The sequence below is a fragment of the Pedobacter cryoconitis genome, assembly GCF_001590605.1.
Taxonomy (GTDB): Bacteria; Bacteroidota; Bacteroidia; order Sphingobacteriales; family Sphingobacteriaceae; genus Pedobacter; species Pedobacter cryoconitis_A.
The window spans coordinates 947,959-968,974 of record NZ_CP014504.1 but is presented as its reverse complement, the minus strand read 5'-3'; the positions used below and the strand labels follow the sequence as shown (position 1 = coordinate 968,974).

Here is a 21,016-nt window from a genome sequence, read left to right as displayed (position 1 = left end):
TTAAAATTCGTTAATAAATAGATTATAATCACCCATTGCGGCCGATTTCAGTAATAAAGCCTGCCATACATTGGTATAAGCAATATCACGATCAGTCTCTGCCCTGTTCAGCGCATAAAGTGCCTGCGTTAAATCAACAATCGTTGTCAACCCATTCTTATACAAAGTACTTTTCTGCAAATACGCCTCACTCGCGGCCTTAACCTGCACTGGAGCTTCATTATAGTTATCCATTGCATTTTTTATCTTGGTTTCAGCAAGTGCCAGCTGCGCGTGTAATTGCTGATCAACCAGCTCATATTCATTCTGCAGGCCACTGGAAATATAGCGTTGTGCTTTAACCTGCGGAGAATTACGCAGAATTGTTGTTAAGTTCCAGGTTACGCCAACACCAAATAAATAATTACCTCTTGTTGGATTGACCCCATCGCCATAACTATGTGAATATGCATTCAGGTTATTTGGATAATTAGCATCGAATCCAGACCCTCTGCCCTGTAATATCCCAATTAAAGAAAAAGTTGGGTAAGCAAGTTTTTTATAATAATTCAACTGTTGGTTACTAACCTCTATCCTGTTCTTATAGAACTTTAAAAGCGGATGCTCCTTGAAATTCACATCAGTATCCGTTAATAAAATTGATTTCGGAACATGGTTAATAGATGCAGTATCCACTTTGAAATCAGTAGCAGTGACCCCCATTAAAATCCCCAGTTTGTTTGCCTGTTCTTGCTCCAGGTCAATTGACTTGGTTAGTGAAATTTTAGCATTAGATACCTCTGCAGCAGCTAATGCAGAATCTACGCCGGCGATCAAACCATTTTTTGCACGCAGTGCAGCATTATCTTTAAAAATTGTAGCTCTTTCCAGATTTTTCTGCTGAGACTTAGTCAGGCGCTGAGCCGCCAGTAGATTCAGATAAGCAGCAGACACCCGCACTTCGTGCTGGAATATTTCCTGGTTCAGATCATTTTCATCCCGCTTAAGGACCTCTTTCGAAACTTTGATCTTTTCACGGATTCTTCCGAAGCTGAAAAAATCCCAGTTTATGTTACTGAGATAAAGCGCTCCAAAAGCAGCATTCCAATTTTGCTGGGCAAGTGCCGGGCCAGACGAGGCCGTGCTTAACCCACCTAAAGCAGAAAGCGGTCCGTTCTGACCATTAATTGTTCCATAATCTTGCTGTGCAGCAAGCGTTAAATTTGGGAGATACTCCCTTCTGGCCTGTTCAACTGACTGTTTAGAGGCACTCACGTAATTGCCTTTCGCCTTTATAGTTCCATAGTTTGTAATCGCTGCATTCACCGCATCCTTCATATTTAAAGTTTGCGCGTCAGCACCAATAGCAGTACATAGGAAAGAGGAAAAAAGAAGGGTAGAAAATGATATTCGGGGCATTAGAATGATGTTAAATTAAATCGATATTCTACTTAGTGTTTATTGTACATTGCAAAAGTATCTGTTAGCACATCAATCAGAAATATTCAGTTCAAATCAATACTTATTAAATTCAAACAATTAGGCTCAAAAACTACTATTTAGGGCTATTAAGGGCTTTTAAATGGAGATTTAAGAGAAATTATATCCATAATCAATCAAAAACTGCTTTATATGACAATAGACTGACTCAAAAAGCGCTTAAAACCATGAAAAAAGAAAAATTTTCAAGCCTAAAAGCCAATTAGTCCTCTAAAATAGAGATAAGCTGTCCAGGTTTCTGATAAATTATTGCCTTAATAAACCTACCATAATAAAAAGCTGTTTTTATGATACTATAAGACTGCTCTTCAAAAAAATGTTCTGTATTAATCAGCATTTTTGCTTCTACGGATGAAATCTTACTGAAAAATAAATACATAGACTTTAACAAAAACAATTGCCACTTCTTTCCTGCTTTCTCTGTATAATAAAAATCCGCAAAAAGCCATATTCCACCAGGCTTAAGTAAAGCATGGAGCTGATTAAAGATAAGCTGGATATTGTCCGCAGAAAAGTTATCAAAAAAGAAAGCAGTGATCAGCACATCGTATACCCCAGAAGGTTTAAAATCTTCCATAGCCGCATGCACAAACTCCACTTTATTCCCCTTGATCTCTCTTTTTTTTGAGCGTTCAAGCATCCTGGATGAAATCTCGACATAAGTGATATTTAAACCAGAAGCATGAACTTTAGCCAGTTCCTCTAATATCCAGCCCGTTCCCCCACCTGCAATCAAAACAGTACTGTTAGCCGGAATAGCACTCAACTGCTGAATCTGTGCCTTCACTTGTGACCGGAAAAAGATCATTCTGCTCAGTACATCATAATAATCAGCTATACTGTCATAATTATTCTTCATTTCCGTCTGTTAAAGCAAATTAAATAAACTGCATAGCAATAATACCACAAATCGCCTTCACCATAATTAAACCGTCGATAACGATAAGATAGTAAAATATTTTCTTTCTCCTGTTCATGGAGTAAGCAACCAATGCAGTTAATACAAAAGGGATCAGGTTAAAAAAGATCCTTGAAGGCGGGAAATGTTCAATATTGGCAAAAACTAACAGCGATATAATCCCCGTAATTAAAAGTGGGATCAGCACATAAAATATTGTTTTCTTAAGTCCTATTCTGACCACAAAAGTTTTAAGTTGATTGTTAGAATCGATCGCATAATCCTTCATATCAAACATGATCGCATTTACCGTACAGAACATCCAGTTTTTTACAAAAAGAAAATACCAGAGTGTCGTTCTGGTTACATCAGTACCAGCTTCTATTTTCAACAAAATCAGCGGTAATAAATTGGCAGTAGCCGCCCATACAAAACCAATAATGAAAGGCTTCAGCCAGCCCGTATTTCGTAAATTGAGATTAAAGAAAAACACAGGCACTAACCCATAGTATAAAACAGCCATCGCTATAATCACACCAACAACCATCCAATACTCCAGCGGTAAATGTAAAATTGCCTCAAAATTACTGCCGGCCATATAGAAAATAAGTCCTCCACATATCAGACTAAGCAAAAGCTGGCTTACCCGTATAAAACTACGGTGTTCCGCATACCAGGCTGTTCTGGGATTCTGTGTTTTCTGACTATTCGTTGCCCCCATATACGCATAGGTATAATAGACTATTGGTGCAAGAAATAATAAAGTATAATAATTTAGAGAGTTAAAAGGAACTTTTAACTGTAAAGTGGACTCTATAGTCAAAGCCACGGCCAGTAAACCTATAAAATAGTTGCCAAAAAATATAAACTTTATAATTTTAAAACCCATTACAAGATTCCCTCAGCTGGTTTGATCATCTGCATTAATTTCTGAACATTATTTTAATGGTGTTTTTTGAGGATATCTTCTATTCTGGCATCAGGAACAAGGTCCGTCACCGCAATTAACTTAATCTTTTTAAAATCAGGATGCAAAGTATTGATTACATAATTATTGCACTCAGGCATTACAGCTGACGGAACTTTCAGCACAGGTATCCGCAGATCATCAAACCATTTATTGCCTATTGGCTGACAATGACTATAATCATAAGGATCGCGCCAGTCCGGATCCAGTTTACTTTCTTCCACTGTACTGATCAGTAAATCATCAGGAATTTCAATAAAAACTGTCTTAAAATCCTGATTAAAACCAACCCCCTGCCGCCTGACCATATTTTCCATGAAAGCAAGCGGGATATTTTCCGCACAGTAAATTACTGGCTTGCCAGCAGAAGCCCATCGTCCATTTGCGCCTGAAGCAGTAAGCGAACCTGCATAATTTTTATGCCCTATTCTGAATACGATCATATGAACACTTAAACGGCGTCACCATAAGCCATTTTCAAGAGTTCATCAGCAACCAGATCTACTCCACCAGGAGTTGTCAACCAGTCCATAGGCCGTTCTTTTGAATTCCAGAAAGGTTTATTTAACCAATAACTAAACTCATCTACAGAGCCAAATAACTCCACCCCTTTTTTATATAGCCCAATGAGTTTAAGCAAATGTTCCCCATAAACAGGTTCTAATAATTTCTTTTGCTCTTTATAATTGCTGATTGTCCTGGAAGATATATTAATCAACTCTGCCAGTGATTTATTTGAAATATTAATCGCTTCAGCAAAATCATAGAATAAACCGGGTTTTAATCCCTGCCTCGCATATTGAAAGACCTTCATATCATCGCTTACATCAATTGCATTAAACTTGACGCGAAGTGTCTCTGTGCGTTTATCTGAAAGTAATACACTTGTAGCTGACATATCTTTGAGTTTTAGAAGACTAATATACGAATTTTTTCAATGTCAGTGTTGAAAAAATTCGTATATTTATTTAGCACCGCCAGTAAGTGCCCTTATTTACTTCGCCGTGACGATAACCGTTCTGCCCGGACTAAATTATCAGTTGCCTGTAAGATCTTCGCCTTCAAACGTGGGCTGTAATTTGGATGATTTTTAAGAAAATCCCTTACAATAGCAGCAGCTTCGCTACTTTGATAATTCCCAAAGGTAGCCTGCAGCCAGGACTGCGGAAAGAAAATATCACCAGTAGCCTGGATTTCGGCCAGTAATTCCAGGCTCCTCTCCAAATAAACGACACTAAATTGCTGGCGCAAAGGATGATGTAAATAATATAAAGCAGCCAGAACATTTGACTCTTTTGCCCTGTTAGCAGGGTATTTTAAGCTATCAAAAAAATCATCTCTTACACTTTTCTTTGCTGAGACAGCCGGCATCATAAATTCAAACCGTTTTTTACGATCAGGATTTGTGATTCTGGACTCCTGGGCAGGCAAAATAGAACTATCCGCATCATCTCTCACCGCCAGAGAAAGTGCCAGACTAGTATAATCATCTTCAGAAAGTGTGATACCAGCAGGAGCTTTCTGACTCTTCCAGACCTGATACAGCTTGTTTCTCGCCACCTGACTCAGAAAAATATCCTGATAAGCTTTAAAAAGCTGCTTTTTATTATTACTGCTCTTCTGTTGCAGCATCGCATCCCATAATTTATTTTCCAGCCCAACTGATAAAAGCTGCCGTTCTTTAACCCCACTGAATTGCCAGTAAATCGTACTGATATAATTGCTGAGTAACCTGATATTCAACTCTTCTCCTTCTTTAGCCAAACCCTGGCTAAAAAGCGTTAACAAATCAGCAGGCCGAATATTTTTCCCGCTTAACATCTGTTCATACAATGATATATAGGCAACAGAACGGTGCAATGGCATTTCCAGACTAAACAAATATTGTTGAACCAAAGGATCAACCGGCCATTGTCCATAACCATCTCCAGCGGAGTTGAAAAGAATAAATAATGGTTTATCCAACCCAACAGCCTCTTTAAGATCCAGCTGGGCTCCCACTAAATCAGCATTGATTACTTTAACAGCGTGTGGATAAAATAAAGTTACCTCAAAATTTTGTGGCCATTCTCTTTGAGCTCCTGATTCAGCCTGTTGCATAACCATCAGATTGCTCACCTTATTTCCCTGATAAGTTATCTTATAATCAATTACAGGCCTGCCGCTCTCATTTACCCATATCTTATTCCATTTTTCCAGATCTACAGCAGTATGACTATCCAGAATATGGATCAAATCCGGCCATGAAGCATTACTATTTGCAAATTTCTTCAGATATTCTCTCACACCCTGCTGAAATTTATCTTTCCCCATCAGCTTTTCCAGCTGTTGCATCATAATAGGAGCCTTATGATAAATAATATTCCCATAAAGCGTTCCTGCATCCTTTAAATTATCAAGCGGCTGACGAATAGGATTGGCCCCAGCTGTGCGGTCAACCGCATAAGCTGCAGGAAAATGATCAATCAGGAATTTAAGCGCATAATTATCCTTTCCATCAGCTTCCTCCGCACTTTTATCCGCCATAAAATTAGCGAAAACTTCTTTCATCCAAACATCAGAAAACCAGTCCATTGTAACCAGATCACCAAACCACATATGTGCAGTTTCATGCGCAATAAGGTTATTACGCGCATTGAGCTGATCTTTAGTTGCACCAGCATCTAAAAACAAACTGGCTGCCTTATACTGTATCGCACCAGGATGCTCCATTCCACCAAACTGAAAATCAGGAATAGCTACAAATCCGAATTTCTGGAAAGGATAAGGGATCCCAGTCCAGTCTTCCAAATATTTTAATGAAGCAGCATGGATAGCATATATAGCGGGCAAACTTGATTTAATCTTTGCAGCATCAGTTTCCCGGTATAAAAAACTCGCTTGCTGTGTATTGACCGTACTATTGCCCAGCTGAAAATTACCAGCCGCAAAAGCAAACAAATAAGTACTTAACAAATCAGAACTCTTATAATGATAAGTTTTACGCTCCTGTTTCTGCACAGAATCTTTCAGCTCCGCATTGGCTATCGCCTTCCAATCTTTAGGCAAATGAAGCGTCAAGGTGTACTTAGCCTTTAAATCAGGCTGATCGAAACAGGGGAAAACCGTCCGTGCTCTATCCGGAACGAATAAAGTATACAGATAATCAGTATTCCTGTTCAACGCCCCATCACCTGCCCGGAACAGGATACGAACCTCATTGTCCCCTTTTTTCAAAAACTCAGGAAGAAGGATCAGGTGTTCCTTACTATACGTTACAGGAACCGTTTTTCCGTTAATCGTCAGCAAGCTGATTTTTGCAGGATCTTCTTTAAAATCAAGCTGTAAAGGTGTTCTGGCACTACCAAGTTTAAAATTCAGAATTTCATGCGCAGAAATTGATTTCGTTTTTTCAGCTGGAATATCGAATTCCAGCGTATAATGAATTGCCGTCAATACTGACTTACGATAAATTGCCAGCGACCTGCTTACTCCATTTTCCACTACAGGAACCGCAGGATCTGCTTTTCGCGAAGAACAGGAAGTCAGCACAATAACCAGCAATAACAATATTTTATAGCGAAGAACCATACCGGCAATTTACTATTTTAGTTCAGATTCAGTATATAAACAGGTCCGAAACATCTTATCGAAACCAAATACTTTAAGCCCTTTCCCAATCACAACAATCTTTGTTTCCTTAATCTCATCAGGCAACCAATTCTCCCCAAGCGTGATAGAGAGTGACTTACCAACGGTTTGCAAAATGATCCTGCTTTGAAAGAGATGGCTGTAAATAATTCCTTTGATCCGGTATACATTGGCCGACTGCACAATCAGAAAAACCATCATCCGATGCTCCAGTTCTTCAATATTCAAACTCTCTTTATACTTTAAAAGTATCGTTTCAATATCACTATGTTCATGTTTCTGATGCGAAGCCGCAAAAGCTAATAAAGATTGCTTTTCATCGGTACCATTACTCAAACTAAACATCCCTCTCGGCGTTGAAACAGGCTTTGGATTACTGTAAAAGTTAGCAAAGCGTTCTCTGGCAAACATTTTACGTACCTGAAAATCATCCTGAGCAGCAATCAGTATCTCTGCAAATGGATTAATAGCCTTCAAAACGGCCTGCAGCTCTTTCACATAATCCTCACTTACCCGCTCCACCTTATTCAATAAGATACTATCACTAAAAGCGATCTGTTTAATCGCCTCCGGACGCTCTTTCAACTGATCTTCAATCAGCTCCGCATCTACAATACAAATTACTCTTTTTAAATCATATCCCCTTTTTACCTGGTCCATAGTCAAAAAAGGATGGGCAATATTTGCAGGGTCAGCAATCCCGGTAGCTTCTATAATCAAATGGTCCCAAGAATCCTTCTTATCCCACAAATTATTTAAAATTTCAAACAGATCATCATTCAGCGTACAACAAATACATCCGTTGTTCAATTCCACAATATCCTCATCCCCTTTGATAATCAATCCCGCATCAATACTTTCCGATCCAATCTCATTCTCTATAATCGCAAAACGGGTATCTTTCATCTTTGAAATTACCGCATTCAGGACTGTTGTTTTTCCTGCACCTAAAAACCCTGTGAGGATTGTGACTTCTTTTGCTTTCATTTATTTATTGAAATTTGAGCTCTATTTAATTACAAACTTACTGTTTACGTCCATTCTTAGCCAAATAAAATAACGTTCAATAGTCCGCTGTGTAAATTTTATGTTGTTCAGGATATTTTCCCGGTAATATTTTTTCAATATTGCCTAAAAGATGTACATTGCCAGACAAAGATACGCAAATGCAACATTGTTGCGCAACAAATATCACGTTGAATACTAATCAAACACACAATAATGAATAAATCAATATTTAAACCTTTAGTCTTCGCCTCAGGACTATTATTAACTTCTACTTTTGGATTTGCTCAGGATAACCTGGTCAATTCATTAAAAAACAATCAATCAGCAAACAGTACTTCAGGTTTTAAATTCACGGATGTGATTAACCTTGAAAACACAGCTGTAAAGAACCAGGGTTCTTCAGGAACTTGCTGGAGCTATTCTACCAACTCTTTCCTGGAATCAGAAATGATCAGAATGGGTAAACAGCCTGTAGCTTTATCAGAAATGTTCTCAGCACGTAACGTTTATGTGGAAAAAGGTAAAAACTATGTACGTATGCACGGTGCTGTTTCTTTAGGTGACGGTGGTGCATTGCACGATGTAATCAATATGTACAGAAAATACGGTGCAGTTCCACAAGTAAATTATACCGGTTTAAACTACGGTACTAAAATCAATAAATTAGGTGAAATGGGTTCAATTACTACTGGCATATTAGAAGCTGTAGTTAAAAACAAAACCTTAACGCCAAACTGGCAGAAAGCTTATACAGCAGCAATTGATTCTTATTTAGGCCAGGTTCCTGAAAAATTCGATTACAAAGGCAAAAGCTACACGCCACAAACTTTTGCAAAACAAGTCGTAGGTATTAATCCTGATGACTATGTAGAACTGTCTTCATTTAATGACTATCCTTTTTACAGTAAATTCACTTTATTAGTACAAGACAACTGGTCATTTGACCAGGTTTATAACGTTAAAGTCAATGAAATCACTGACATCATTGACAACGCATTGAAAAATGGTTACTCTGTAGCATGGGCTACTGATGTAAGTGAAAAATCTTTCTCCTACAAAAATGGCGTAGCTTATATCCCTGCTAAACCCTATGAAGAAATGAATGAGCAGGAAAAAGCGGGTATGTTCAGTGAGCCAAAACCAGAAATGGAAATCACTCAGGAGAACCGTCAGTTAGCTTTTGACAACTATGAAACTACTGATGATCACGGTATGCATATCGTTGGATTAGCTAAGGATCAAAATGGCAGAGAATACTATATCGTTAAAAATTCATGGGGCGTAACCAATGACTATAAAGGTTATTTATACGTAACCAAGAATTATGTAAAATATAAAACGACTGCTTTCTTATTGAACAAAGGCGGAATACCAGCAGCAATCAGAAAAAACCTGGGTATTTAATCCACCATATCCAGCTATAAAAGGGGGTTAAAAGTATCATCTGATACTTTTAACCCCCTTTTATTATGTTCTGCTTATAATTCCATTCAACCCTGCAATAACTGCATTTAGCAGCCATCCCGTAAAACAAGGAATGCATCTGAATAGAATTAGTATCCGGGCTAAATTTAATATATTTATCCATGCAAAAACCGATAAGAACAGGCATATTATCCTTTGGAATGTCTGGAAAGTTATTTCACACCCCATTCGTAGCTGCACATCCCGGATTTGAACTGTATGCAGTAGTAGAAAGATCAGAAAAAACAGCACAACTCCGTTTTCCGGAAATCAAAAGCTATAATTCTGTAGCTGAACTTATTGCAGACCCGGCAATAGAACTGGTCATTATCAATACCCCAAATTATACGCATTTTGAATTCGCACAAAAAGCCCTTCGCGCTGGTAAACATGTTTTGGTAGAAAAACCATTTACAGTGACCACTGCAGAAGCTAAACTGCTTTTTAAAGAGGCAAAAGAGCTTAACCTGCATATTCTTCCCTATCAAAACCGGCGTTACGACAGCGATTTTTTAGCCGCAAAAGACATTGTAGACAGTAAAAAACTAGGACAGCTCGTAGAAGCCCATATCCGTTACGACAGGTATCGGTATACGATTGGCCCTAAAGTATTTAAAGAAACACCAATGCCAGGCAGTGGCTTATTGTATGACCTTGGCCCTCACCTGCTTGACATGGTATTTGCCCTGTTTGGTGAGCCATTATCATGGACTAAAACATTAGGTTATTACCGTCCCGATACTCAGGTAGATGACTATGCTTACCTGCACTTAAAATATCCCGAAAATCTGCAAGTATTTATTACTATGAGTATGCTTGTGGTAGAGCAGCAGCCAGCATTTGTGATGAACGGAACCAAAGGCTCTTATTTCAAACACCGTTCAGACATCCAGGAAACACAACTGCTAAAAAACATGAGCCCTGATGACCCTTTATACGGAATTGAATTACCAGGAAAAGAAGGCATTTTGAGTACAATTGATGCAGGTGGTCAAATCACAAAAACAAGCATCCCACCAGGTAAAGCCTCTTATCTTAATTTATTCGAAGCAGTTTATCAAACTATAAGAGCGGATAAACCTTATCCTGTACAAGAGGAACAGATTATCAGTCAAATTACGATACTGGAAAGCAAGTAAATTATAAAAGGGCCTTATTCCTTAAAATACGGCCCTTTTAATGCGACAGCTTAAAACTTATTTAAGGATTGCTGTAGGCTTTTTATGTTCATCAATCGCTACAAATGAGAATTCACCAGTCACCGCTTTTTCACGATCCTCACAATACATCTGCTCTACATAGATCTCCACCTTTACTTTCATACTGGTATTTCCAATATGGCTTACCGTACCCACAAGTTCCACGATAGTTCCGGCAGGAATAGGCATTTTAAAATCTATCCGGTCACTGCTTACCGTAACCATTCTCTGGCGGCTAAACCTGGTTGCGGTAATAAATGCCACTTCGTCCATCATATGCATGGCTGTTCCGCCAAACAAAGTATCATAATGATTGGTAGTATTGGGAAATACGGCTTTAAAAATTCGGGTCTCTGATGCTTTAATCTTCTCTTCTATAGTCATTTTTTATTTATATATATTAAAACAGGCGGCTTGCAAACAAACCACCTGTTTCCGTTTAAGGCTGCAAACTTACTGATTTTTTATATCGGTCAGTAAAATCAGTTTTTAGCCGGATCAGATAAAACATGTTCAATCAGACTCAATTCCTCTTCGCTAAAAGACAGCTGATCAAGGCATTTAATCGAATCTGCAAGCTGCTCTGCCCTGCTTGCCCCTACGAGTACCGAAGTGATCCGATCATCTCTTAAAATCCAGGATAAAGCCATTTGTGCCAGGCTCTGTCCGCGTTTAACCGCTAAAGTATTTAATTCCTGCAACTGCTGAAGACGTTCCGCAGTAATCTGGTTTTCCTGTAAGAATCCATGTGGCTTTGCCGCCCTTGAATCTTCAGGAATCCCATGCAGATATTTATTCGTGAGTAAACCCTGGGCCAACGGTGAAAATGGGATACAACCAACACCCTGTTCACCCAACAAGTCTAATAACCCGCCCTCTATCCATCTTTCAAACATGGAATATTTAGGCTGATGAATTAAACATGGGGTACCCAATTCTTTTAAAATACGCAAGGCTTCAGCCGCTTCAGGCGCAGCATAATTTGAAATCCCAACATATAAAGCCTTTCCCTGACGGACCATTAAATCAAGTGTAGCCATTGTTTCTTCCAGAGGCGTCTCCGGATCCGGACGATGGTGATAAAAGATATCTACATAATCAAGTCCCATCCGTTTTAAACTCTGATCCAGACTGGAAACTAAATATTTTTTAGATCCCCAGTCCCCATAAGGACCATCCCACATCGTATAACCAGCTTTAGAAGAAATAATCATTTCATCCCGGTAAGCCGAAAAATCCTGCTTTAAGATTGTACCGAAGTTCTCTTCTGCTGATCCGGGAGGCGGACCATAATTATTTGCAAGATCAAAATGTGTAATTCCACTATCAAAAGCGAATTTTATAATATTCCTGGAATTTTCCAGCTGATCAACGTGTCCGAAATTATGCCATAACCCTAAAGAGATAGCAGGTAATTTTAAACCACTTTTACCGCAACGGCGGTATTGCATTTGAGTATAACGTTCTGGTTTGGCTAGGTATGGCATAGAAAAATTCAAAAAAAAAGAGGGTAATGAAACCCCCTTTTCAGGTAAGGTTGTGCTAACTTTATTTAGCTGTGTTTTTTTTCTCAGTTACTTCAGTACGGATATCCTGAGCAAGAACTTTTAAATCCTGCATCGCTTTACGTACTCTTGTTCCCGCTGCACTATTACCTGCAGAATAAAACTTCTCAGCATCAACTTCAACAGAAGCAAGCAATTCTTTTAGTTTTGAAAATTTTTCCATGTTTAATTTTTTATACAGAGCCAAATATATAACTTTTGGGAATTAAACCTATAGAACAGCATTTTAATTGCTATCCTATCTGAAAAATAAGCTATAATCGTCTTTTTGGAAGCGGAAGAAAAATGACGCTGTAATTTCATACCGGTCAAAATTTGTACTTATTTTTGTTCACCGGATGTTTAACTATCTTCCAATAAAGAACAGGATATAAAGCCTTATGAATAAAAAGATATTAGTATTGGAAAAGAACAGAGATATTCTTGAACTGATTAATATTGTACTGACAGATGAAGGCTATCATGTCGACTTGCTGTCTTCAGAAAAAGAAATATTCGAACATATCAGAAATTTCCAGCCTGATGCAATTCTGCTGGACGTAATCAGTCCTACTGAAGAAGGAACCGCTTTATGTAAAACCATTAAGGCCGCAGAAGACTTCAGCCATATTCCGGTGATCGTATTATCAACGCATCCTAAACCGGAGATAGTGAAAGAGATATGTGCAGATGAAGTTGTAGCTAAACCATTCGATATCTCTTTCTTACTCTCCACAATAGCGCACCAACTGATCAGTGCTTAAAGTTTATGTTTTGTTTTAAGGTACGTCAGATATTTCTGGTCATCCTCAAATAGCTCAGCCCCTTCCATTTCATAAGCTGCCAATAGATTTGAGGTTGCATTTTCATGATCTCCCAGCTCAAAATAAGTCTCGCCTAATCTAAGCAATACAAAAGGGTTCACTTCTTCCTCACTAATATAAATATCATGCGCTACAAGCAAATGTTCCAAAGCTTCCTTGTATTTCCCTGCATTGAAATAAGCATCGCCACAAGAGGCAGAAACCCACCCTGCTGCTTCCCAATCTTCTTTAGGCGCTGGCAATACGTCTAACGCTTTCTGGAACCATCCGGCAGCTTTATCGAAATTCTCTGCATCCATCTCCAGGTTTCCCTGCTCACAATATTCTTCCATCAAGTCCTGCTGCTCATCCGTCAGCTCTTCTTGTAATGAACCATCAACAGGAACAAAATTCTGTTTGAACTCTTCAAATTCCACATCAGAGGTTACTGCCATATGCAGAAAATCTGCATTAAAATCATGAAAAATGCTATTTTTCCCTAAACCATGGGCAATTTTAAAATATACTCTTGCTTTATCCAGGTCGCCAAGCGCATAATAAATGCTGCCCGTGGTAATAAAATGACCAGAACTTTTTACAGTTTCAGTCTTCATTTTTTCCTGCAGATATTCAGTTTCTTTTAAAAAATGAGGCAATGCCTTTTCAACCTGACCGGTCTGCTCATAAAAAGAGAAAATGCTGTCCAGCAATATGCCGCCAACACTGCAATTTTCTTTAGGATGAGGGATCGATTCATTAATCTCTAATAAAAGCTGTTCAGCTTCTTCTAAATTCTGAGACTCAGTCAGTGTATAAACCTGATCAATCTGATCAAAAAATACTTCTTCTTCTTCTGGACTATAAACTAACATGGCTGATTTTTTAAATTAAATGGTGGACGAATGTAACTATAAGGGTTGGTTTTCCATCTGCTTTATAATTTTGTTGACTTCAGTCTCAGTGGACCTCAATTTTGTCTGACAAAAAGCAATCAGTTCGGAAGCCCGTTTTACTTTTTCGGCAAGTACATCTACAGAAACAGCTTCAGTTTCTATTTCCTGGGCAATTTGTGTCAGTTCACTATAAGCCGCTTCATAATTCAAATTCTTTTCCATTGCGGGATATTTTAGCTAAAACTTTTGTATTGATTTCTGCTGAACTCAAAGCTATAGTAAGCTCCGTTCCAGGCTCAATCGCATCGGCATTATTTACAATCTGGCCATTTATTTTTACAATGGCAAATCCTTTGTTCAAAATATTCTGCGGGCTCATCATTCTCACTACAGATTCAAAATGGCCAATATACCTGCTATGATTCGCAAAATACATCCGGTTAAAGGATTTAAAGTTCTCCAGCAGGTTTTTCAGGTCTTTGCGCTTATTGGAGATCATAATTTTAGGATTGGTCAGCACCATGCCCGAAAGATTCAGGATATCCCTGTGTTTTTCGTGCAGCAGGTTTTTCGATGAGTTAATAATCGTCTGGTTTAACCTGGTCAGCAACTCCTTATGCTGGTTCATCATTTGAAAAGTCCGGATTACCAGGTGCTGCTGAACAGACAATACAGCTTCTTCAAAATTCCTGTTGTGTGCAATCAGCATCTCTGCCGCCTTTGTTGGTGTTTTTGTAGAAGTATGTGCCATTAAATCGGCAATAGTTTCATTTTTCTGGTGGCCGATCCCTGTAATTACCGGAATGGGGAATTTCGCAATCGCGCGATTAAGTTCATAGTTATCGAAAATAAGGAAATCTGTTTGAGCACCACCTCCCCTGATAATCACCAATGCATCATATTGCTTGCCTGAACCAAATACCTGGATAAGTTTAGTTAAAAACTGCCCCGCATTCCCTTCTCCCTGCACCAACGCAAAGTAATCATCAACGTCAAAATGATAACCGAAAGTATTATTCTCCAGTGTATGCTTGAAATCATGGTAACCAGCAGAAGTATCAGATGATATTACCGCAATCTGTTGTAAGACCCTGTTTAAAGGCAACTCATTGTTCCTGGTCCGGTATTGACCGTCTACCACACGAATAAATGAAGGATTATCCCTCACCAGCCTGTCCAGCGTTTCTTTACGCTGTTGTTCAAATCGGCCTAAAGTAAATGTAGTATCAATATCAAGCAGGTTAAGTTGTAACCCAAAAGAAGGATTATACTGCACTGCAACCTGAATTAACACATTAATATCATTCTTAAATTGCTGCCCCGTAGCCTTCTCAAAATTAGAAATATTCACAGAAGCATTACCCCATGCTCTCCCTCCTATTTTAGCCAGGATTTTCGCAGAAGATTTATCTTTTTCAACCAGTTCAAAATAATGGAAATTACTTTGAGGTTTATAAGTATAATTCGTAATATCGGCAATTACCCAAAATGTTTTCGAGCCAAAAACACCGTGGATTGTTTCCTGAATCTGACGGGTAAGTTCGGATAATTTAATAGCGGGTATTGCTGCCAATTTTCTGGGGTATTACAATTAAACTCAGGTAGTAACCAGGTACTTTTTAAGCGCTGAAAAATCCTTGATTTCTTCATCAGCCAGGACACCGTTGGTATTGGAAGCACTTAAATGGTCATCATCTTCCCATCCAATACCATTCAGCCACACTGTACGGCATCCAATCTCTTTAGCCGGGATAATATCCTTACTGAAAGAATCTCCTATGACCATGCACTCTTCAGGATTAAAACCTAAAGCTTTTACACCCAACCCATAAATTGCAGGATCAGGCTTTCTTACCCCTGCTACAGCAGATTCAACTACTTCAGCAAAAAGATGTCTGATCCCAAAATCTTCCAGTACGGCATTCAGATTTCCATAGAAATTAGAAACCATAACTAAAGGATAAGCTGCAGCTAATTCTTCCAGAATAACTTTGGCATTTTGAACAGTCTGTCTGGCAAACGCATTACAATCACTGGCAATCAGTTCAATGTATTTTTTGTCAATTTCAAATCCATTCTCCTGTAAAAAAATAAACTGCTGTTCAATTTTTGCACGTAATACTTGTAAAAAGGTAAATGAAGGCTTTACAATGGGGTGAATAGCCAGGCTTCTTTCTCCAAAAGAATAGGCCTTGAAAAATAAGTCTTTTGGTATTTGTATATCGAATTTCTGATAGCTGTTTTTTAATACTACTGCCCAATGAAGGCCATTGGTATCAATCGTCCCGCCGTAATCAAATAAGAGTCCTTTTATCATATGATTGAATATTTTATTCCTGACAAAAGTACATGATATTTTCAAATTATCTTTTTGAAACTCTCATTAAAATAAAGCCAAAGATAATCCACACTATTTCTCTGATTCTCATGATGATCCCAATAAAAATACCAGTTTCTGCTGGTAAACCCACACTACGAAGTGCAAGTGCCAGCCCTCCTTCTCTTACCCCAAGCTGCATAGGAAAGAAGAAAATAATGTTTGCAAATAATGAAGAAGCCGAACTGATAATCAGCGCTTGCGAAACTGTCATATCCAAACCAATGGCCACCGCTGTAAAATAGATCTCTGCACAAGTAACTATCCTGGCCAGGATTTCATACAGAAGTGCCATCAAAAAACGTGACTTCCGTTGTTCATATAACATCCGGATCTGATCATCCACTTCGTGCAGAGATTCCGATTTCTCCTTTAAAAAGTTAGTCGCATATTTTTTGACAAAAGGCAACTTTTGCAAGAGTAAAAAAGTATTGACCGTGAAACCCTTTTTATAGATACTTAAAAACCATAAAATAATCAGGATACCTACAATAAAGCCAATAATACAACCAATAACCATCGTTGATTCCAGCGGTAATACTGCCAGGATCAATAAGATCGAAAGCACCCAGAAAACAATATGTGAAAAGACATGCATCATTCCATATAACAACACAGAAGAAGTTGCTTTATGAATACCCATAAACTTTTTAAGCTCCATGATCCGGTAAGGCTCACCACCAAGGGCTACAAAAGGAGTAACATAATTGATTGCATATCCGGTAATCGTTAACCGCAAAACCGTTGAAAAAGGCAACTTACTTTCAGGTAACGCAGGCTCTTCAATAATCTGACGAAATGCAAGCGCATTCAGTCCGTAAATAACCAGCCAGCTTCCTATAATAGGAATGAACCATCCGCCCGTTTTTTCTATATTTCCCAGAATTTCATGGAAACCCAGTTTGTAGATCATAAAGCCGAGCGTGACAATGCCCAGTGCCATGAATATTACCTTATAAGCCTTACTATTCATTGATTTAAGCTTTAAGCGACAGACGTTCGTAAAACATGCGGCTTATTTTTTCCTGTCTGTTCACCATATAAATTAAGATCGAATTTAAAACGACCAGGTCAAATACAAAATAAACCCAGGTCTCATTCAGAAACAACCACAGAAACAAAAAGATTACCCTGGTATTGAACTGGATAATATTTGTATACTTCATTAATGGCTTATTCAATGTGCGAAACTCACTGATTAAATCTGCAGGTAATTCAGCTGTGTATCTTTTTTTGACAAGCTTTAAAAACTTCTGCAGATAAGGAGAACATCTTTCCTGTAACCGGGTATAATTAATGTACCCCTTAGCAACTATCCGTAAAAATAAACTGGTCTGCTTAACATCCCTGTCATATTCATTTTGCAAATCGTCCGTATTATCCAGCTCACTTCCAGCCACACCTTTGATAAAAAACAAATGTACATTACGGTAATAATCAGCCATAGCAGACTGGAAAATATGGGAAACCCCTGCGCCAACACCTAATACCCAAATCCAGGCCGGCCAGCCTTCATTCTGAAGACGCAAGCAAATCGCAATATGAATGGACGCAAACCAAAAGTCCCCGGCAAAACCATCAAGGATCCTTCCCAGACGACTTTTGTTATTTGTAATCCTGGCAAGCTGTCCATCTGCACTATCCAGAGAATTGGCAAATATTAACAAGCCCATCCCAATCACATTCAGCCATAAATCTGGAAAATAGAACATAATCCCCGCCCCCACACCAAAAAAGATACTGATTATCGTAACCGTATTTGGAGTAATATTGAGCTTCGCACAAAATAGTGCAATCTGATAACCAATAGGGCGGTAAAAGTAGATATCTATTTTCTCTTCTGTATCATTAGATTTCAGTGTATTCTCAAATGATATTTTTGACTGTTCCTCAGTCAGGTTAAATTCTTTCATCAACTTTTAATGTAAAATTTTCTATCAGACATTGTGCGATATATGGCGCAGCCTGTGCTCTGCACGGTGCAAAACTTGGCCAGTCATTAAAGTCTATGATCCGAAACGTCCCATCTTTGCTCACAATAGCATCGCCACCGTAAACAAATATATTTAATGCTTCAGCAGCAGTATTCGCTACACTTTTTAACAGCTCCTGATCAAAGGGATAATGGAAAGTCTTTCCATTGGTTTGTTCATATTGAGCATATTTATGGTGGTTATGATCATAGGGATAAAACAAGTAGAAAAACTCACTTCCCCTGATCCCATAAAACTTAACCAGGTCACCTAATAAATTCTGAGAAATCAGTGCATTAGGTATTCCTCTGAGGCTAAACTCTTTTAAAATATATCTTCCCTGCTCCTCAGATTCCACATATGTTACGTCTTCTTTATGAATGGCATGGAAATCACCCCTTTTAATCCAGAATCCATCTCCGGGTAAATCCTGAAACAAATCTGCAGCAAGCTCTTCCGTTGAGGTAATTTTACTTTTAGGATAAGGTACATTTGCGTTAATCAGAGCATTTGTCATATTAATTCTAAAACAATTCTCAATACCGAATCCAGAATTTATAACAGTTTTCCCAGAACGTTCCAGTACTTGCAGCTTTAAGATTACATCTTTCTCCCTGGCCATCGTAAAAATGAATTCTTCCTTTATCTCAGGCATAGTTAAAAATTCATTTTCAGTGCATACCGTAACCTGGTGACCCAGTTTTTCCAGTTCCGAAATGGTCAGGTTAAAAATTGCCTCGTCGTTACCAATATGGTTAGGAGAAAATATGCTCCCTCTTTTAACCCCAAGCAGGGTTATTTTATTTACGTTTTCGTCCACTTATCTTTCTACCTCGCTTAAAAAGTGTTCAGCTTTCTCAATATCTGAAACATGATCAACATCCATAATTTTATTAAAACTATGCGCTCTTACCACCAGGTTATTTTGTATTAAAAGTCTTTGAAAATTTCTCATCCGGTGTAGTCCGCTATTAATTGCTACAGGAACCAGATCAAGTGCTTTCTTACGCAGGCAGTAAATCCCACCAGAAACAAATGATTTTTCCTGAGTTGCATGGTCAGTAATTTGTTTGATTACATTGTTAGGATCAAAATTGATATACAATGGACTTTCATCATCAATGAATGACGTAACTGCTAACAGTCCATCATCATTTTTGTTTGCTTTAAAATCTTCAATATAGTTTTGGAACTCTTCTTTTTCAAAAACCGAATCAGTCGTAGTCAGACATAACTCTTCTATATCCTTAAATTCTTCTAACAATTCATGAAAACTATGCAAAGAACTCTCCGTGGTTTTTGTAATGATTTTAAGCGGTACGGCAGATTCGTAATTCTTTAAATATTCTGCTAATTCAGAAGAATTTTCGTTAATTATAATATAGATTACCTCCGCGTCGTTATTAATGAAAATTCTCATCAACCGGTCAATCAGCATTTCCCCATTGATCATGACCATAGGCTTTAAACCTATATAGCCCTCATTGGAAAGACGGGAACCTTCTCCCGCAGCGATTATTGCATATAACATAAAACTTATCGTATTTTTTATTTCTTCAAATTAAGACGCATAAAGTAAATTTAACCGAAAAAATTCAAATAGTAAGAATCTTCCATTTACAATATATGCAATTCAAAAACAGCGCTTTAAATAAAATTTAAAGCGCCAGAATTTAAATTAATAGACGAAATTAGTAAAATAGTCAGGATTATGGTGTGTTAAGAAAATATTATGGCAATAATAAGACAGATTTTATTTGATTTTTTTGAACCATGGACCAAGTGGCCCTGTAGTAGCTGCCTGCTCCCCACTTCACCCCAGGCACCAGCATAATCCTTCCAGGACTGGTTTTCCAGCTTAGAAACTTTAGTAGTGATTAACCATTCATACCCACCAGCCGAAGCATCGTCTGAATTAAGAATATGATACTTTCCCGGATGATTGTATAAGGCATGCGTTCCTTTTGCACTATAAATATATAAAGTCTGAATCCCATCGGTTACGCTGATTTCAAGTGCACTTTTATCATAATATTTGTCATCACCATGAGCACTCAGCCATGCGCCTTCAATGCTGTCATTTAAAACATTCAGTGTAACACTTTCCCAATCTCCCTGATGAGAAAAACTCAGCCCCGATACATTAGAATAATTGTACCCATAAAACAACCAGTATTGTAATCTGATATTATCTGGCGTATAAAGAAAAGATGAAACCCTTGTATTAGGATCATGATCCCCCGGCAAATTATCATCGGGCTCAAGGAACACATTATAATCTCCTTTATTGTCATCTTTTGGCCTTCTGTTCCTGCCACTGCTTTCCAGCCCATACCCATTAATAACATTTACAGGAATATCATAATACTCATTGTTATGAGAATTATTTCTGACAAATTTATTTGAGTTTTTATTATACCCTTCATCAGAACCAGATCTTTCATGTCTGAAGCGGGATTTTCTTATAAAATCGAGGGGTTCCATCGGAAAATAATCCTCTGAAGGATGCAGCCTGACTATGACTTTGATTTTTGAAAGATCAGCCGCATTTACGGTCACATCAGCAGATGGAGACTTTAAAGTACTGGAAGGCTCCACACTCTTTTTGCACCCGCAGGCTAATAAGCACAGGGCTACTAAAATATTTACTTTCATTGCGTTATTATTTCTGTCAGATGAAACCTTTAATGGCTCATGGACGATGAATAGAAAAGTTAAAAAAAATGGTTTTCCAGTTATAGCTGGAAAACCATCTTTAAAATATCCAGGAAATCAATCCCT

General features: G+C 38.2%; 22 protein-coding genes. 3 read left to right on the top strand and 19 right to left on the bottom strand.

The annotated features are described in order from the left end of the window. The 7 genes from AY601_RS04140 to AY601_RS04110 form a co-directional block, all read right to left on the bottom strand. Complete coding sequence (locus AY601_RS04140) at positions 1-1,398, bottom strand: TolC family protein (RefSeq protein WP_084359075.1); 1,398 nt, start codon at positions 1,396-1,398, stop codon at positions 1-3. Positions 1,399-1,681: 283 nt separating this feature from the next. Continuing rightward, positions 1,682-2,338: a class I SAM-dependent methyltransferase gene (locus tag AY601_RS04135; RefSeq protein ID WP_068396854.1), complete on the bottom strand. Its 657-nt coding sequence runs from the start codon at positions 2,336-2,338 to the stop codon at positions 1,682-1,684. Positions 2,339-2,357: 19 nt separating this feature from the next. Further along, positions 2,358-3,206, bottom strand: a complete 849-nt coding sequence (locus AY601_RS04130) for a hypothetical protein (RefSeq protein ID WP_232324744.1) — start codon at positions 3,204-3,206, stop codon at positions 2,358-2,360. 113 nt (positions 3,207-3,319) lie between these two features. Continuing rightward, positions 3,320-3,787 (bottom strand): RES family NAD+ phosphorylase, encoded by a 468-nt coding sequence (locus AY601_RS04125; protein ID WP_068396848.1) that lies wholly within the window; start codon positions 3,785-3,787, stop codon positions 3,320-3,322. Between the two features lie 8 nt (positions 3,788-3,795). Further along, a complete protein-coding gene (locus AY601_RS04120) occupies positions 3,796-4,242 on the bottom strand; it encodes an antitoxin Xre-like helix-turn-helix domain-containing protein (RefSeq protein WP_068396845.1) in 447 nt (148 codons plus the stop codon). Between the two features lie 92 nt (positions 4,243-4,334). Then, positions 4,335-6,914, bottom strand: a complete 2,580-nt coding sequence (locus AY601_RS04115; protein ID WP_068396841.1) for a M1 family metallopeptidase — start codon at positions 6,912-6,914, stop codon at positions 4,335-4,337. Positions 6,915-6,926: 12 nt separating this feature from the next. Continuing rightward, on the bottom strand, positions 6,927-7,961 hold the full coding sequence (locus tag AY601_RS04110) for a CobW family GTP-binding protein (protein ID WP_068396838.1): 1,035 nt from the start codon (positions 7,959-7,961) through the stop codon (positions 6,927-6,929). A gap of 234 nt (positions 7,962-8,195) precedes the next feature. Here AY601_RS04110 and AY601_RS04105 point away from each other — a divergent pair, with 234 nt between their 5' ends. Further along, a complete protein-coding gene (locus AY601_RS04105) occupies positions 8,196-9,386 on the top strand; it encodes an aminopeptidase C (protein ID WP_068396835.1) in 1,191 nt (396 codons plus the stop codon). Positions 9,387-9,568: 182 nt separating this feature from the next. Beyond that, entirely contained in the window at positions 9,569-10,585 is a 1,017-nt protein-coding gene (locus AY601_RS04100; RefSeq protein WP_068396833.1) for a Gfo/Idh/MocA family oxidoreductase, read from the top strand. Between the two features lie 57 nt (positions 10,586-10,642). Here the strand turns inward: AY601_RS04100 and AY601_RS04095 are convergent, their stop codons facing one another. The 3 genes from AY601_RS04095 to AY601_RS04085 all read right to left on the bottom strand — a co-directional run bounded on the left by AY601_RS04095 (position 10,643) and on the right by AY601_RS04085 (position 12,373). Then, positions 10,643-11,029 (bottom strand): acyl-CoA thioesterase, encoded by a 387-nt coding sequence (locus AY601_RS04095; protein ID WP_068396830.1) that lies wholly within the window; start codon positions 11,027-11,029, stop codon positions 10,643-10,645. 98 nt (positions 11,030-11,127) lie between these two features. Continuing rightward, entirely contained in the window at positions 11,128-12,132 is a 1,005-nt protein-coding gene (gene mgrA / locus AY601_RS04090; RefSeq protein WP_068396828.1) for an L-glyceraldehyde 3-phosphate reductase, read from the bottom strand. A 61-nt stretch (positions 12,133-12,193) separates the two neighbouring features. After that, positions 12,194-12,373, bottom strand: coding sequence for a histone H1 (locus tag AY601_RS04085; RefSeq protein WP_068396825.1), 180 nt, complete (start codon positions 12,371-12,373; stop codon positions 12,194-12,196). A gap of 217 nt (positions 12,374-12,590) precedes the next feature. Here AY601_RS04085 and AY601_RS04080 point away from each other — a divergent pair, with 217 nt between their 5' ends. Continuing rightward, positions 12,591-12,953 carry a response regulator transcription factor gene (locus AY601_RS04080; protein ID WP_068396823.1) on the top strand — a complete coding sequence of 121 codons (363 nt, stop codon included), beginning with the start codon at positions 12,591-12,593 and terminating at the stop codon, positions 12,951-12,953. Here the strand turns inward: AY601_RS04080 and AY601_RS25855 are convergent. The 9 genes from AY601_RS25855 to AY601_RS04035 form a co-directional block, all read right to left on the bottom strand. Then, positions 12,950-13,864, bottom strand: a complete 915-nt coding sequence (locus AY601_RS25855; protein ID WP_068396819.1) for a tetratricopeptide repeat protein — start codon at positions 13,862-13,864, stop codon at positions 12,950-12,952. The two genes, AY601_RS04080 and AY601_RS25855, sit on opposite strands and share 4 nt — an antisense overlap. A gap of 36 nt (positions 13,865-13,900) precedes the next feature. After that, a complete protein-coding gene (gene xseB, locus AY601_RS04070) occupies positions 13,901-14,107 on the bottom strand; it encodes an exodeoxyribonuclease VII small subunit (protein WP_068396816.1) in 207 nt (68 codons plus the stop codon). Then, complete coding sequence (xseA, locus tag AY601_RS04065) at positions 14,085-15,458, bottom strand: exodeoxyribonuclease VII large subunit (RefSeq protein ID WP_157287687.1); 1,374 nt, start codon at positions 15,456-15,458, stop codon at positions 14,085-14,087. Before xseA ends, xseB begins: the two co-directional genes overlap by 23 nt. Positions 15,459-15,482: 24 nt before the next feature. Next, on the bottom strand, positions 15,483-16,202 hold the full coding sequence (locus tag AY601_RS04060) for an HAD family hydrolase (RefSeq protein ID WP_068396813.1): 720 nt from the start codon (positions 16,200-16,202) through the stop codon (positions 15,483-15,485). A 46-nt stretch (positions 16,203-16,248) separates the two neighbouring features. Then, on the bottom strand, positions 16,249-17,235 hold the full coding sequence (locus tag AY601_RS04055) for a lysylphosphatidylglycerol synthase transmembrane domain-containing protein (RefSeq protein ID WP_068396810.1): 987 nt from the start codon (positions 17,233-17,235) through the stop codon (positions 16,249-16,251). A 4-nt stretch (positions 17,236-17,239) separates the two neighbouring features. Next, complete coding sequence (locus AY601_RS04050; RefSeq protein ID WP_068396807.1) at positions 17,240-18,175, bottom strand: CDP-alcohol phosphatidyltransferase family protein; 936 nt, start codon at positions 18,173-18,175, stop codon at positions 17,240-17,242. Further along, a complete protein-coding gene (locus AY601_RS04045; RefSeq protein WP_068396804.1) occupies positions 18,162-19,055 on the bottom strand; it encodes a hypothetical protein in 894 nt (297 codons plus the stop codon). The genes AY601_RS04050 and AY601_RS04045 overlap by 14 nt, the downstream gene beginning before the upstream one ends. Further along, positions 19,056-19,766, bottom strand: coding sequence for a nucleotidyltransferase family protein (locus AY601_RS04040; RefSeq protein WP_068396801.1), 711 nt, complete (start codon positions 19,764-19,766; stop codon positions 19,056-19,058). Positions 19,767-19,954: 188 nt separating this feature from the next. Continuing rightward, positions 19,955-20,890 carry a Vps62-related protein gene (locus AY601_RS04035; RefSeq protein ID WP_068396798.1) on the bottom strand — a complete coding sequence of 312 codons (936 nt, stop codon included), beginning with the start codon at positions 20,888-20,890 and terminating at the stop codon, positions 19,955-19,957. Positions 20,891-21,016 lie beyond the last annotated feature (126 nt).